Genomic DNA, 15,816 nt, shown 5'->3' with positions numbered 1-15,816 from the left:
CTTATTTATGGCGATTTTCTTAAATTCAATAGCTATTTTTGTAATATGAACTATTCGGCGGAACTAAAAAAATTTGTAACCAGTCAGTATGTATATTCTGCGATCAGAATTACATTAGCTACTGTTCTGCCTTGTTTAGTCCTCGCCCACTTCGGGATTTTGAAAGAATACTTCCTTTTCCCACTAGGAACCAGCTTTGTAGCCCTTACCGACCAGCCAGGTCCATTTATCCGAAGAAGAAATGCCCTTACTTTTGCGATCTGCTGTTTTGTCTTTGTAGCACTTATTGCCAGTCTTGTGATGAATATTAAAGTGCTGGTCATTCTGGAAGTCATTGTCTTCGGGATGTTTTTCTCCCTGATCGGCGTTTATGGCCAGAGATTGGCTGCTGTAGGCTCATTATCCCTTGTGGTACTCGCTATCTTTATTGACGGGCATCTTACAGGAAGCAATATCTTTAAAAGTCTGCTGATATTTGCTTCCGGCTGTATATGGTTTCTGTTGATATTCCTTATTGTAACTACCATCCGTCCTTATAAACTGGCAAGTCAGATGATTGGCGAAAACTATCTTCAGCTGGCTGAGTTTTTAAAGATCAAAGCCAATTATTATCAGAAAAATCCGGATTTTAATAAGCTGACCACTCAGGTTATTGCCAAGCAGATTGAAATAAAAAACCTTCAGGAAGATACCAGAGAAACCGTTTTCAAAACCAGAACTATTGTCAATGAATCTACGACCACCAGCCGCTTATTAATGCTGATGTTTCTTAATTCGATGGACCTTCATGAAAAACTGATGACCTCGGAAAGTGACTATCAAAAGTTACAGCAGAGCTTTGAAGACAGTATGATCCTGGTGAATATCCATGATTATCTTAACCTTCTGGCGGAAGAGATCACCAATATCGGAATCGCCCTGCAAAGTGGTACCAGAGCCAAGCCGATGTTTAATCTGGAAGAGGAATTAAAAAACTTAAATTATAATTATTTCGAACTCAGAAATAAACAGCTTTCTCCCGACAATCTGGAAAATTTCATGATCCTGCGCCAGATCCTGATGCGTATCTATGAAATCACGAAAGAAATCAACGAAATATATAAAGTATTTTCACAGGATATCAAGCTGGCGAAAAGTTTATCTACAGGGTTGGATCTTAAGAAATTTATGCCCAATGAACCTAAACTGAATGCTAAGGTTCTGAGAAATAATATTTCCTTATCATCTTCCCATTTTCGCCATGCTATAAGAATTACAACAGCTCTGCTATTGGGATACGTTTTTTCTATGTTCGATTTTCTGGGACTTGGACACACGTATTGGATATTAATTACCATTACAGCGATCTTAAAACCCGCATATTCCATCACTAAACAGAGAAACCTTCTCCGTCTCTATGGAACCATTGCCGGAGCAAGTATAGCTTATGCCATTCTCCATTTTGTCCATATTAATGGCGTTTTATTTGCGATCCTTCTGATCAGCATGATCATGTGTTTCAGCTTTCTGAAAGGAAGATATTTCTGGGCGGTATTATTTATGACAATCTATGTATTCCTCAGCTTTAATTTCTTAAACCCAGGGAAAGTCAATGTTATTTTTAAAGACAGAATCCTGGATACTGCTATTGCCGGGATCATTGCCTTTGCCGTGTCATATATTGTACTGCCGGTTTGGGAACATACGCAAAACCTGGATCTAATGAAGAAGTCTGCCGCGGACAACCTTATCTACTTCCAGAGCGTGATTTCCAAATTCCTACAGGGAAATTTCGATCTCGAAGATTATAAGGTAAAGCGAAAAAATGCCATTATTTCTTTGGCTAACCTTTCCGATAATTTCCAGAGAATGATTTCTGATCCTAAAAATCAGCAGAAAAAACTGGAAGTGGTTCACCAGTTTGTGGCAACATCTCACCTGATTACTGCCTATACGGCTTCCCTATCCCAATATGCAAAAAGTAATGAGCAGTATCCTGAAATAGATGCTGAAAGCTGGAGCAGAAAGATTGAGGCCGAAATGCAGCAAACCTCTACCCTTCTCAACGGAAATGATATTAACGAAACACTGAAAATGGAAAGCCGCCTTGAGCCGGAAGATTCCTCCATTGAATATATGCTCCTGAAAAGAAAAACAGAGATTGAAGAAAATGAAATTGTTGACCGAAGAGATCCTGATAAAATTTCACATTTAACCGAGCTTAAAAATATCCACGATATTCTTGAGCTGATCTATGATGTCGCAAAAGAGCAGAGAAAAGTGATCGAAAAATATAAAAACGAAACTGAGCCTACTCCTCCACAATCGTAAAGCAGTAATCGTCAAAGAATTCCACCCTGGCTTTGAATTCATCTGAAAACTGATCATCGTAAACACGGCAACTGATTTTATGAAGGTGCTTCAGCTCAAAAGGCTTTACTTCATAATTCTTTTTTAAAGACCAATATTTTGAGTGATGAATTTTGTACATACTTTCTTTTACACTCCATATAATGGTATAGAAAGTATCCGCTTTGTCTTCCGGAATAAATCCACGCTCATTCTCATAGGTAAATTTATCAATCACTCTTAAAATCTTAGGATTGAATTTCTCAATATCAATTCCTATTTTATTTTTAGAAACAGCAATCGCTGCAAAAGGAAAAGAATGCGTAATAGATATTTCCGCATCGTAGGGAGAAAGAAAAGGCTCTCTTTCTTTATATAAAATTTTAGAATTAGGCTTTAATCCTTTCAGAAGCTTGCGCACCATCAGAACTTCCAGCAATTTTTTAGGATGATAATCTTTTACCTTTTCCGCATTTTCCGGTTCAAGAAGTTCATTGATATCAAGTTCTTCACTTTCATCATACTTCCAAACCAGAATCGTGGCATTGTCATCTGAAAAATCTCTGTAGAGGGGCATTATTTTTTTATTAGGCAAAAATAGTGAAAAGATGCGGAAGTTGAAAGGAATAGAAGATGGATGCCGGAAGATGGAAGTTACTATTCATCGTAAAAATAATTTTCCGTTGAGGAAAAAACAAACTCTTTGTTTCCTTAATCTTTATAACTTCCAGCATCATTCTTCCATCTTCCAGCTAATTATTTAGACTGATGATTCACATCATTTCTGTGCTCTATAATTTCAAGTTTTGAATTTACAAAATAAGCACTTCCGAAACCATTTACATAAGAGCCTTTTACAGGCTGCAATGCAATTAAAATAAAATCTCCCATTTCGGAAATTACCTCTACTACTTTGCCATGAGTTTCTCTAAGTTTCCCAACAACAGCATTCCATACTTCAGAATCTCTTTCAATCTGAGAAGTGGCTGCTTCAATGGTCAGACGTTCGCGGGCATAGATCTGTTTGGTGGCAGATTCATCTTCAATAAACATAATGGATGTTTTTCTTCCGTCTGCAAGGTTTTTAGTATGTTTTGCCATGAAAGATACCAGAATATAGAATGTCTGATCAACCTGTACAAAAGGTGCATAGCTTGAATTAGGATTTCCTTCAGCATCAACAGTAGCAAGAATTACACTTTTTGAAGCATTGATCAGTTCCTGTACTTTGGGAGCAACAGGTTTTATTTTCTTTTCTGTATGGGTTTGGTTCATAATATATTTGTTTATCAGCTAAATTAATTATTTATATTAAGACTAAATAATATTAAGCTATGTTTAATCTCATAAAACTGAACTTGGTTTGCCGTTTTTATATCTTAATTATAAATCGTAATTTTGCCTTTCGTTATCAATTGAATTTTAAAAACTATTCATTACATATGAGTACTACAACACAATACGTTCCTTATAAAGTTAAGGATATCTCCCTTGCAGAATGGGGTAGAAAAGAAATTACCCTTGCAGAAGCAGAAATGCCAGGTCTGATGGCTATCCGTGAAGAATACGGACCATCTCAGCCGCTGAAAGGAGCAAGAATCGCAGGATGTCTTCACATGACCATCCAAACGGCTGTGCTTATCGAGACTCTTGTAGCTTTAGGAGCTGAAGTTACATGGTCATCTTGTAATATTTTCTCTACACAGGATCACGCTGCTGCTGCTATTGCTGCTGCTGGAATTCCGGTGTATGCGTGGAAAGGATTAAATGAAGAGGAATTTGACTGGTGTATTGAGCAGACTTTATTCTTCGGTGAAGACAGAAAGCCATTAAACATGATTCTGGATGATGGTGGAGATTTAACAAACATGGTTTTTGATAAATACCCTGAGTTCACAAAGGATATCAAAGGTCTTTCTGAAGAAACCACTACAGGTGTTCACAGACTTTACGAAAGAATGAAGAACGGAACTTTAGTAATGCCTGCCATCAACGTAAATGATTCGGTTACTAAATCTAAATTCGACAACAAATACGGATGTAAAGAATCTGCTGTAGATGCAGTAAGAAGAGCTACAGACGTAATGCTTGCTGGAAAAAGAGTGGTAGTTTGCGGATACGGGGACGTAGGTAAAGGTACTGCTGCTTCATTCAGAGGTGCTGGTTCTATCGTTACTGTTACGGAAATCGACCCGATCTGTGCACTTCAGGCTGCTATGGACGGTTACGAAGTAAAAAGATTAGATACTGTGGTAGACAATGCTGATATCATCATCACTACAACAGGTAACTTCAATATCGTAAGAGGAGAGCACTTCCTTAAAATGAAAGATAAAGCGATCGTTTGTAATATCGGTCACTTCGATAATGAAATCGATATGGCATGGTTGAACAAAAACTATGGTCATACTAAATCTGAAGTGAAGCCTCAGGTGGATATCTATACAATCGAAGGAAAAGAAGTAATCATCCTTGCAGAAGGTAGATTGGTTAACTTAGGATGTGCTACAGGCCACCCAAGCTTCGTTATGTCTAACTCTTTCTCCAACCAGACGTTAGCTCAGATCGAACTATGGAATAACTCTGCAGCTTACAAAAACGAAGTATACATGCTTCCTAAGCACCTGGATGAAAAAGTTGCTGCTTTACACCTTAAGAAATTAAGCGTGGAGCTTGAAACTCTTTCTCCTGAGCAGGCTGAGTATATCGGTGTAGACGTAAAAGGGCCATTCAAGCCTGAATACTACAGATACTAAGATCTTAATAAAACATGATATGATCCCGCTATTGGTAAGATAGTGGGATTTTTTTATGCGGAGAAATAAAGCATTCGTTATTTTTGTCCCCTAAAAAAATAACATGAAAAAATTCTTATTTCTGGGGCTCGCGGGCTCTGTAATCTTCTTTAACAGCTGCAGCAGTAATGATGATAATGAGGGAAACAATACCTCTTCTAAAGTATTATTAAGCAAAGTCACAATAGTTTATTATGACAATCCATTGCAGCCGCAGACAAGCATACAAACTCTGGAATACAATAATCAGGGTGAACTTATCAAAACATCGTCAGCTTTAGGAACTTCCAAGTTTGAATACAGTAACGGAAAACCAACTAAAACCACATATTATAAACCAGATGGTACGGTAGACTATTACTCAGCATATAGTTACAATGGAGATCTGCTTACGACGGTTAAAGCCATTTATACTACTAATCCGGATTATAACAGAACCATTACTTATAATTATAATACCAACGGACAGGTAATTTCTTCATCTCTTTGCCAGTCACCAGCCTGTTCCAACCCCATCGTGGATACTTATACTTATGATGGAAACAATATTTCAACAGAAATTTCAGAAGGTGGAGGATCCAGCTACAGCACAAAAATTGTTTACTCATATGATGATAAACAGAACCCATACATCAATATCAACAAATATTTAAAAATTATGATGGGAAGAGCCTACGCTGTAAGTCAAAACAATTATCTGTCGGAAAAAATCAGCTATAAAAGTAATGGAGTCTGGACACAAAATCAAACCCGAACTTCCACCATTCAATACAACAGCGCTGGTTATCCTACTGAGGTGATTTCAAAAGAAGCCAACGGAAATCTTTCAGCGAAGTATACTTACGAATATATCACTCAATAATAAGGCTTTAACTCTTCAAAATTTGGAGAGTTTTTTTATCTGATATATTCGTCATCAATTAAGCCTGTTTTTATAAATAATGAATATATTTAATCCTTATTTAATAAAACTTTTAAATACATGAAAAACCAATTATTTATCGGGTTGATGAGCTCATTTTTATTCCTCAACTGCAGTAGCAATAATGACGAAAATAATGAACCCAATCCTTCTGATTCTCAAATATTATTAAGTAAAGTCACTACAGTTTATTATACAAGTCCCTCCGGGCCGCACACCAGTATTACAAAATTAGATTATAACAGTCAGAAACAATTACTTAAAATTACATCAGAAACTACAACCTCCGTTCTGGAATATGATGGTGCCGGAAAACCTTCAAAAATCACTTACCAGAAAGCAGATGGTACCGTAGCTTATTATAAAACCTTTACTTATAATGGTGATCAGCTTACGATGATCAAGAAAATAGATCCAGATACTCACTATAATACAACAATGACTTATACTTATGGTAAAGTTACTGCTACTTCTACTTGTGAGTCTTCCAGTTGTCCCATTCCGTCTACCATGTCATATACTTATAGTGGTGATAATGTTTCGGAAGAAATTTCGGTTAGTGATGGTATCGGCGGTCCACATACTAATAAAAAAGAATTTTCATATGATAATAAGGTAAATCCCTATTCTTTGATGGGCAAATATTTTAGAATGATTATGGGAGGAGCAGAGTTTTTAAGTCAAAATAATTATACCACAGTAAAAATAAGTGGCAAAGATGGCACTGGAAACTGGAGTCAAATTATGAATTTTACCTATCAGATAGAATATAATAGTAATCAACTGCCAACTCAGGTCATGGTAAAACTGGATAATAATGATTATGCAAAATATACTTACGAATATATCACTCTGTAAAACAAGGCTCTCCATTTTGGAGAGTTTTTTTATGAGCTGATTCCCGCTATCCGCTCATACTCCTCGCTCCAACCTGCCCCAGCCTCTTACCCACCAACTCTCCCACTCATGCTTCGGGGTAAACGCTGCTATCGGGGCTAGGAGAAGATGATGAATTATAATTGATAAATGATGAGTGATGAGTGATGAATGATGAATAGATTTATATTATTCAATAGTAACGGGTGATATCCTGAGTTTAGACGAAGGGAGCCTGAAACATACACCTACTTCATCCTTCTATCCAGTATTTTTCCCATATTTTTCCTTTGTCACAGCTCTATTTATAAAAAATGAATATCTTAGCCCTCTTAAATAAAACATTAAACTATGAAAAAACAAAGAGTATCGAATGCATTTGTGGCTGCGTCGTGGGTAGCATTGGGAGCAGGAATGATAGGCTTTATTGTCGGTCTTGCAAGAGCAGAAATGCTGCTGAATGAGAAAGGATATTATTTCACCATCCTTCTTTATGGCTTATTTGCTGTGGTTTCGTTACAGAAAGCAGTACGTGACAGATTAGAAAACATTCAGGTAACCGATATTTATTATGGAATCTGCTGGTTTGCAACATTATCATCGATTGTACTACTGGCCATCGGACTTTGGAATGCCACCATCCTTCCAAGTGAAAAAGGTTTTTATGCCTTTGCCTTTTTACTGGCTCTCTTCGGAGCCATCGCAGTGCAGAAAAACACCCGTGATAATATGATTCAGGAATAAAGCAAACTCTCCAAAACGGAGAGTTTTTTTATTTACACAAATTCATTAAAATTTATAAAATACTATAAATTTTACATTTAAGTTGAAAATATATTAAGTTTTTATTATTTTAGCATTGCTTATTTCACAAACTAATGACATGCACGAAAACTTTCACTTTTTTCCCATATATTATCATTTCATTTCACAAAAAACACATCCGGTAAAGTCATATAGGAACATGATCATAATTCCATATCGTTCAGCAACAAGTTAAGACGGATAAGAGAATCTCTCCTCCCCATTATTAAACAATAGCCAAAGACAACAACTAATACCCATAAAATGATAAACATGACTTTAAAAAAAATTCCAACATTATTTTTTTTTATGCTGGTCTTCTTTGTGAAGGCTCAGGATGAATTTATTACTATCTGGAAGCCGGCCTCTACTGTATTACCGGCGGTAAATGTAGATGCTCCCTATCAGGCAACTACACAGCAAATATGGTTTCCCGGAATTGGTGATAATTATGATATTTACTGGGAGGAAGTAGGCTATCCGCAACACAACGGCTCACTCATCGACGTAACATCCACAAAACAGGTTCTTATCGACTTCGGTACGTCGATCGCAGAAAAAAATGATGCCAAATACAGGGTAAAAGTTACGAATGGTAACGGAATGTTCAGGCAGATAAAATTCGGAACTGCTCAATTGTTTCCTGGTCCTGAGCAAATCATTCCTATCTGGCAGATCAACGGAAGTTCAGATAAAATACTGGAAATAGAACAATGGGGTAATATTTCATGGACTACTATGAACGGAGCCTTCAGTCTGTGCAGGCTTATGGAGCTTACAGCAACCGATACCCCCAATCTTAATAATGTGGAAGATGCTTCTTTCATGTTTTATGGCACAACCAGCTTTAAGGGTGCCAGTTCTATGCAAAACTGGGATACATCGAAAATTAAGAATTTCAGCTTTATGTTTTCACTTTTATTTGATACGCCCCCAGCAGCCGGGCTGACTGAGCAATTCAACCCGCCTTATCTTGACAGCTGGAATATGTCTTCTGCTACCAACCTCAGCTATATGTTTGGAAACAGAACTGTCTTCAACCAGTCTCTTAATAGCTGGGATGTTTCCAAGGTGACCGATATGAGCTGGATGTTTGGCCAGTGTTTAAGTTTCAATCAACGTCTGGATAACTGGGATACCTCAAATCTTGAAGATATGCACTTTATGCTTCACATGATTCCTGTTTTCAATCAGCCATTAAACTGGAATACTTCCAAAGTGACCAATATGGCGCATATATTTCATGGCTGTACATCCTTTAATCAGTCTTTAGAAAATTGGGACATGACTAAAGTAAAGAGAATCGATGATATACTGAATGGTGCAACGAATTACAATCAGCCATTAGGAAACTGGAATTTGGTTTCACTTATTAATGGTGCAGGCTCTTTAACACTGTCAGGACTTAATTGTGAAAATTACAGCAAAACACTCATCGGATGGGCAGACAATCCGAATACAGCGAACAATATCTCATTAGGTTCCTTAACAGTACTAAAATATGCTCCCAATGTATCAGACAAAAGAGATATTCTGATCAATAAAGGGTGGTCATTTGTAGGTGATACTCCAGGAAGCTGCTTATTATCTTTATCGGATATAAAGCTGAACAAAAAGCCTCTGCTTTATCCTAACCCTGCAGTGGATGATATTCACATTGATGGAATAGCTGATATTAAGGCATATAAAATTTATGATGCCAGCGGAAGACTTGTAAAAGAAGGAAATCCTAATAATGATATCATCAATGTAAGCACTCTGCCAAAAGGAAATTATATGATACAACTTGTCATGAAAGAAAAAACGGTTTCTTCAAAATTCATTAAAAAATAACCATAATTTTCCCTATATGCTATCAAAAAAAATCTCAACACTCTTTTTTCTGATACTGATTTTCATAGCAAAAGCCCAGAATGAATTTATCACGATCTGGAAACCCGCTTCCACGATAACACAGCCAATTACTGTAAGTGCTCCCTATCAGGCAAGTTCCCAACAAATATGGTTTCCAGGAATTGGTGAAAACTATGATATCTATTGGGAAGAAGTAGGATATCCACAACACAACGGTTCCCTCCTCGGCGTAACCTCCACAAAACAGGTTCTTATCGACTTCGGTACGTCGATCGCAGAAAAAAATGATGCCAAGTACAGAGTAAAAGTAAGTAACGGAAATGGCGTTTTTCAACAAATAAAATTCGGAGATGTACAGGAAACTCAGCTTCCAGATCAGATTTTCCCGATCTGGCAGGTCAACGGAAGCGCTGATAAGATACTGGAAATAGAACAATGGGGAAACATTGTGTGGACATCGATGAACAATGCCTTCAGCCAATGTAAACTTGTTCAGATCACTGCTACAGACATTCCCGATCTAAGTAATGTTGAAGATGCTTCTTATATGTTTTATGGTACAAAAAGCTTTACAGGCGCAAGCTCCATGCAAAACTGGGATACTTCTAAGGTTAAGCATTTCAGATTTATGTTTGCTTTGATCTTTGACACCGTTATCAGCTCAGTTTCTGATCAGTTCAATCCTCCTTATTTTAATACTTGGGACATGTCCTCTGCAACTGATCTCAGTTTTATGTTTGCGGGAAGAGCACATTTTAACCAGACCTTAAACAACTGGAACGTTTCGAGCGTAACGGATATGAAATGGATGTTTGCTCTTTGTCCAAACTATAATCAGCCTATGGATAACTGGGATACCTCAAGCCTTGAAGACATCCGTTTTATGTTCCATTTTGATTCCAGTTTCAATCAATCCTTAAATAATTGGAATACGTCTAAAATTACCAATATGGCCCATGCTATTCATGGCTGCACGGCCTATAGTCATTCCCTGGAAAACTGGGATATGACCAAGGTTACCAGAATAGACCAGATTCTTAAGGAAACGCCCAATTTTAATCATTCCCTTGCAAGCTGGAATCTTGCCAGCGTTAATAACGGAGCCCAGGCTTTGATGCAGACAGGAATAGATTGTGAAAATTTCAGTAAAACACTTGCAGCATGGGCAGATAATCCTGATACTGCCAATAATGTTGATTTAGATATTGTAACCCCTTTGACTTATGCTTCCAATGCCGCAGATAAAAGAAATATTCTCATCAGCAAAGGATGGACGATGTCGGGTGATACGGTAGGAAACTGTTTACTGTCCTCATCAGAAGTCAGGCTGAATAAAAAACTTTCACTATATCCCAATCCCGCTGTGGATGATATTCATATTGAAGGACTAAGTGACATTAAAAAGTACAGAATTTTTGATGCAAGTGGAAGGCTTGTACTGGAAGGAAATCCTAATAAAGAAATGATCAATGTAGGATCATTACCGAAAGGAAATTATATTTTACAGCTCATTTTGAAAAATCAGACCATCTCTTCAAAATTCATTAAAAAATAAAGTAAAAAGCCTCGCTGAAAAGTGAGGCTTTTATTTTGAGTTGAAAAATAATCTATTGGTCAAAATAATTAGGATGCTGGGCTTTGATATCATCTACCGTTCCCAGTACTTTATCTTTTAAAGAATCCTGATATTTCTGAAGTTTTGCAGCGACTTCTTCATTACCGCTTCCTAAAATTTTTGCAGCTAAAATCCCGGCATTCAAAGCTCCGTTCAAAGCTACGGTAGCTACCGGAATCCCACCGGGCATCTGAAGGATAGATAAAACAGAGTCCCATCCGTCTATAGAATTACTGGACAAAATAGGAACCCCGATTACCGGAAGTGTAGTACAACTCGCCACCATCCCCGGAAGATGTGCTGCTCCACCTGCTCCGGCTACAATGACCTTCAGCCCTCTTTCCTTAGCAGTTTTTGCATAATCGAACATTCTTTCCGGAGTTCTGTGCGCTGAAACTACTGTCAATTCATAAGGGATATCAAGGCTTTTAAGAAAATTTGCAGCCTGTTCCATAATCGGCAGATCACTCTGACTGCCCATAATAATTCCTACCATCTTCAATTTTATTAGATGTTCAAAGATAAAAAATAAAAATGTAAAGAGGAATAATTACAAAAAATCCGGGAAACGATTTATGATTATAATTCCTAAAAATAATTTAATCTTTCAATAGATCTTCCATTTAAAATGTAAAGAATAAATAAAGATCTTGTTGGCTCAGATTTTTCATCTGTACTCCTATAAATTACAGCATCTGTATCCATAACAATTCCTGGGAAAATAGATATATTTGTTGTTACACCACATTAAATTGAAAGATTATAAACTTACACTGGCTGTATGTACCGTTGCTATTGTCTGGGGTACTACGTTTTTATCGATAAGGGTTGCGGTAGAAACAATACCCGCCTGGTTTGTCGCAGGAATACGTCAATTTCTTGCAGCGATTATCATGTTCCTTATTCTTACCTATAGAAAAGAATTCAAATGGATAGGCTGGACAAGTCTGAAGTATCAGTTGATCTTCTCTTTATTAATGCTTGTGATTGCAAACGGAATGACTACAGTGGCGGAAGAGGAAGTCACCAGCAGCCTTACTTCACTGATAAGTGCCTGCTCTCCTATCCTGGTATTTTTCGGAAGTATGGCTTTAGGTCTGCAGAAATTCAGCTGGCGGGCTTTTACAGGAGTTATTCTGTGCTTCAGCGGCATTCTTTTTATTTTCTGGGACGGTATCAATGATTTAAAGAACCCGGATTATGCGCTGGGTATATTATTTTTATTCATTGCCATTGCAGGATGGGCTTCAGGAACTATTTTCACCAAAAAACTGAACATTCAAAGCGGAAATATCTCACTGAACCTCTTTTACCAGTTTGCCTTTGCGGGAATTATCCAGATTATTTTTGCCTTCCTTTTTTCAGAAACCTACAACTTCGGAAACTGGAGCCTGAAAAGTATTTCTGCGATGCTTTATTTATCGTGCTTCGGCTCTGTAGCTGCATTTTTTGCTTTTCATTATGCATTGACCAAGGTTTCTCCGGTTCAGGTATCCATATTGGCTTACATCAATACGGTAATTTCCATTTTTTTAAGCTGGTTGATTCTTGACGAAAAAATTTCTGCCAAATTCATCATTGCTGCCATACTTATTATTGTTGGGGTTTTTGTGATCAATTATAATCCGGCCATGTTTAAAAAACAAAGAATCGAGTCGTAATCAGAAAATAATATTCATTATTTCAACCCATCTATTCCGCTGCTTTTTAATGTATTAAATAGAATTAAAAGCAGATCCGTTATATGGGGATTTTCTATTTCCTTCATTTTTTCTTATATTGTATACTCCAACCGATACAATATGCTGAAAAACACATTTTTTTTATTGCTGGCTGCCACTTTTCTATTGGTAAGCTGTGATTACAAAGAGAAGGAAAAGAACCTGACAGACAGGGAAAAACAATTATTAGAGAAAGAAAAAGTATTCGCAAAAAAAGAATCCGAATATCAGTCTCTGCTGAAAATGAGAGACAGTATTTTTGCGAAAAAAGATTCTGTAGTGATCACCGCTGCATGGCCTGCAGAAATTTCCGGACCATGGAACGGTAAAGTAATCTGTACAGAATCCAACTGCAGCGAATATGCTGTAGGCGACCAGCGTACCGATATCTGGGAATTTGATAATGATTCTACCCAGCCTATTACCAAAATCATCAACAATAATAATCTGGTAAGGCTTTATACAGGCAAGTTTGAAAACAATGAGATCAGACTGTCCTTCAAAACCGATTCTACGGCCAAAAAGAATGTAGAAATGAGCGTTCTTCTTAATGATATTTCGGACAACAAGATCAAAGGAACCAGAACCATTACCTCTGATGGCTGTACCGCCAAGTTCTCTGTTGAATTAGTACGTTCCACAAAATAAACACATATGATTTTACTGAGTATACACAACCTGAGTCTTCCCATAGAAGATCCGGTACTGAAATTCCTGTTAGTACTGGTCATCATCCTTGCAGCACCATTGCTGCTTAATAAAATTAAAGTTCCCCACCTTTTGGGACTTATTATTGCCGGGGCCATCATTGGTCCGAACGGATTCAATGTATTGTCCAGAGACAGCAGTATTGTAGTAACCGGAACCACCGGACTTCTTTACATTATGTTTCTGGCCGGGCTTGAGATCGATATGGGCGACTTTAAAAAGAACAAATGGAAAAGTCTCACCTTTGGTATCTATACCTTTACAGTTCCTTTTGTATTAGGATATCTGGGTGGATATTACCTTCTTCACTTTTCAATGCTGACTTCCATTCTGTTTGCCAGTCTTTTTTCATCTCACACGCTTATCGCTTATCCATTGGTGAGTAAGTTGGGAATTGCGAAAAATAAAGCAGTTAACATCACCGTTGGCGGTACGATGATCACAGATATTCTTGCTTTATTGGTACTTGCTGTGATTGTGGGAATGTCTCAAGGCGATGTGGGAACAGAATTCTGGGTTAAATTATCGGTCTCTTTTGTCGTTTTTGCCCTTATTGTACTTATTGTATTCCCTATTATAGGACGATGGTTTTTCAAAAGAGTGGATGATAAAATTTCGCAGTATATTTTTGTACTGGTTATGATTTATCTGGCTGCTATGCTTGCTGAACTGGCTGGTGTAGAAGCTATCATCGGAGCATTCTTTGCCGGACTGGCGTTAAACAGACTTATCCCTCACACTTCTTCTTTGATGAACAGGGTTGAGTTTGTAGGAAATGCCATATTTATCCCGTTCTTTTTGATCAGTGTAGGAATGCTGATTGATTTTAAAGTTTTCTTTAAAAGCTGGGAAACACTTGAAGTTGCCGGAATTATGCTGGTTGCCTCTATCGGAGGAAAATATCTTTCTGCGGTTGCCACTCAGAAAACATTCAGGCTGACCAAAGAGGAAGGAAAACTGATCTTCGGATTAAGCTCTGCTTCGGCAGCAGCAACACTGGCTTCCGTAATGGTTGGATATAACATCATCCTTTCTGAAACCGAAACCGGAGAACCTGTAAGATTATTAAACGAACATGTACTGAACGGAAGTATTCTCCTGATCCTGATTTCATGTACCATCTCTTCATTTATTTCCATGGCGAGCGCTCAGAAAATTGCTGAGAGTGATAACGAAGATACTGTTTCCGGAAATACCCACGAAGAAGAAAATATTCTCTTAGCCATCAACCATGAAGCCACTGTTGAGAGAATGGTGAATCTGGGAATTCTGATCAAAGCACATTCCAATACAGAAGATCTTTTTGCTTTGAATGTCATCAACGAAGACAAAAATGAATCTTCGGTAAAGAATGCGGAGAAACTTCTACACCAGGCAGCAGATGCAGCCGCTGCGGCAGATGTGAAATTACAGGCTTTAAAAAGGTATGACAATGATGTCATCAACGGGGTCAATAATGTGATTAAAGAACAGAAAATTACAGATCTTATCATCGGATTGGAAGACGAAAAAGGATTCTCCCCTTCTTTTGTATATAATCTTTATAACGGTTATCTTCAGAATGATGATGTGAATGTACTGGTTTACCATGCTGCACAACCGCTTTCCACCATTAAGAAATATGCGGTGATGATTCCCGAGAATGCTCATCAGGAAGCGGGATTCTTCCATGCATTGCTGAGGGTATGGAACATTGCCAGAAATTCCGGAGCTACAGTTGTTTTTTATGCTCCTGAAAACATTATTGATATTCTTCAGAAAATCATAAAGAAAGCCAATATAGAAGCTGAATTCATTATCATGAGCACATGGCAGGATGGTGAAAGAACCGCTGCACAGCTGAAAGATGATGAAGCCTTGATTATTCTGATGGCCAAGCGCGGTATGAAGTCATATATTCCAAGAATGAGACTGATCCCTGAACTGCTGAACAGGAATCTGAAAGACAATAATTACCTTCTGATTTTCCCTTTCTCGGAGTATGACAAAAACAGCCCGGAAATACGTTCTGTAGGAAATCACGGGGATTTTGTGGAGATTGGAAATGTGATTCAGAAGATTTTTAAATAAAAAGGCTGGAAGAAGGAAGAAGGGTGCCGGAAGTTTCTTCTCTGCGAATAATTAATTCTTCGTTATGATTAAACAATTAAATCATCAATAGCGTCGGGCTCCATAGGAATAAAATTGGCTTTA

General features: G+C 37.6%; 13 protein-coding genes. 10 read left to right on the top strand and 3 right to left on the bottom strand.

The window, feature by feature from the left end; genetic code table 11:
• The first annotated feature begins 45 nt into the window (after positions 1 to 45).
• Entirely contained in the window at positions 46 to 2,310 is a 2,265-nt protein-coding gene (locus ACLI50_RS13035) for an FUSC family protein (protein WP_411413950.1), read from the top strand.
• Here the strand turns inward: ACLI50_RS13035 and ACLI50_RS13030 are convergent.
• Both ACLI50_RS13030 and ACLI50_RS13025 read right to left on the bottom strand, forming a co-directional pair.
• Positions 2,291 to 2,905, bottom strand: a complete 615-nt coding sequence (locus ACLI50_RS13030) for a 4'-phosphopantetheinyl transferase family protein (protein WP_110011775.1) — start codon at positions 2,903 to 2,905, stop codon at positions 2,291 to 2,293. The genes ACLI50_RS13035 and ACLI50_RS13030 overlap by 20 nt on opposite strands.
• 179 nt (positions 2,906 to 3,084) lie before the next feature.
• Complete coding sequence (locus ACLI50_RS13025) at positions 3,085 to 3,603, bottom strand: pyridoxamine 5'-phosphate oxidase family protein (protein WP_216444136.1); 519 nt, start codon at positions 3,601 to 3,603, stop codon at positions 3,085 to 3,087.
• Between the two features lie 167 nt (positions 3,604 to 3,770).
• Here ACLI50_RS13025 and ahcY point away from each other — a divergent pair, with 167 nt between their 5' ends.
• The 6 genes from ahcY (at position 3,771) to ACLI50_RS12995 (ending at position 11,134) form a co-directional block, all read left to right on the top strand.
• Entirely contained in the window at positions 3,771 to 5,084 is a 1,314-nt protein-coding gene (gene ahcY, locus ACLI50_RS13020) for an adenosylhomocysteinase (protein ID WP_123843016.1), read from the top strand.
• 103 nt (positions 5,085 to 5,187) lie between these two features.
• Positions 5,188 to 5,985, top strand: a complete 798-nt coding sequence (locus ACLI50_RS13015) for a hypothetical protein (protein WP_202838968.1) — start codon at positions 5,188 to 5,190, stop codon at positions 5,983 to 5,985.
• 120 nt (positions 5,986 to 6,105) lie between these two features.
• Positions 6,106 to 6,903, top strand: a complete 798-nt coding sequence (locus ACLI50_RS13010) for a hypothetical protein (protein WP_202838967.1) — start codon at positions 6,106 to 6,108, stop codon at positions 6,901 to 6,903.
• 369 nt (positions 6,904 to 7,272) lie between these two features.
• A complete protein-coding gene (gene yiaA, locus ACLI50_RS13005) occupies positions 7,273 to 7,665 on the top strand; it encodes an inner membrane protein YiaA (protein WP_089790546.1) in 393 nt (130 codons plus the stop codon).
• Between the two features lie 333 nt (positions 7,666 to 7,998).
• Positions 7,999 to 9,558 carry a BspA family leucine-rich repeat surface protein gene (locus ACLI50_RS13000; RefSeq protein WP_343640079.1) on the top strand — a complete coding sequence of 520 codons (1,560 nt, stop codon included), beginning with the start codon at positions 7,999 to 8,001 and terminating at the stop codon, positions 9,556 to 9,558.
• Positions 9,559 to 9,574: 16 nt separating this feature from the next.
• Positions 9,575 to 11,134, top strand: a complete 1,560-nt coding sequence (locus ACLI50_RS12995) for a BspA family leucine-rich repeat surface protein (protein ID WP_343640081.1) — start codon at positions 9,575 to 9,577, stop codon at positions 11,132 to 11,134.
• 52 nt (positions 11,135 to 11,186) lie between these two features.
• Here ACLI50_RS12995 and purE read toward each other — a convergent pair whose 3' ends face one another.
• Positions 11,187 to 11,690: a 5-(carboxyamino)imidazole ribonucleotide mutase gene (gene purE, locus ACLI50_RS12990; RefSeq protein WP_123279431.1), complete on the bottom strand. Its 504-nt coding sequence runs from the start codon at positions 11,688 to 11,690 to the stop codon at positions 11,187 to 11,189.
• Between the two features lie 256 nt (positions 11,691 to 11,946).
• Here purE and ACLI50_RS12985 point away from each other — a divergent pair, with 256 nt between their 5' ends.
• The 3 genes from ACLI50_RS12985 (at position 11,947) to ACLI50_RS12975 (ending at position 15,693) form a co-directional block, all read left to right on the top strand.
• Positions 11,947 to 12,855, top strand: coding sequence for a DMT family transporter (locus tag ACLI50_RS12985; RefSeq protein ID WP_343640086.1), 909 nt, complete (start codon positions 11,947 to 11,949; stop codon positions 12,853 to 12,855).
• A 141-nt stretch (positions 12,856 to 12,996) separates the two neighbouring features.
• Positions 12,997 to 13,563: a hypothetical protein gene (locus ACLI50_RS12980; RefSeq protein WP_202838963.1), complete on the top strand. Its 567-nt coding sequence runs from the start codon at positions 12,997 to 12,999 to the stop codon at positions 13,561 to 13,563.
• A gap of 6 nt (positions 13,564 to 13,569) precedes the next feature.
• A complete protein-coding gene (locus ACLI50_RS12975; RefSeq protein ID WP_062674491.1) occupies positions 13,570 to 15,693 on the top strand; it encodes a cation:proton antiporter in 2,124 nt (707 codons plus the stop codon).
• The last annotated feature ends 123 nt before the right edge of the window (positions 15,694 to 15,816 follow it).

The organism is Chryseobacterium cupriresistens, assembly GCF_046614675.1.
Taxonomy (GTDB): domain Bacteria; phylum Bacteroidota; class Bacteroidia; order Flavobacteriales; family Weeksellaceae; genus Chryseobacterium; species Chryseobacterium cupriresistens.
The sequence above is the reverse complement of the archived record's forward strand: the minus strand, read 5'-3'. Positions and strand labels throughout refer to the sequence as shown.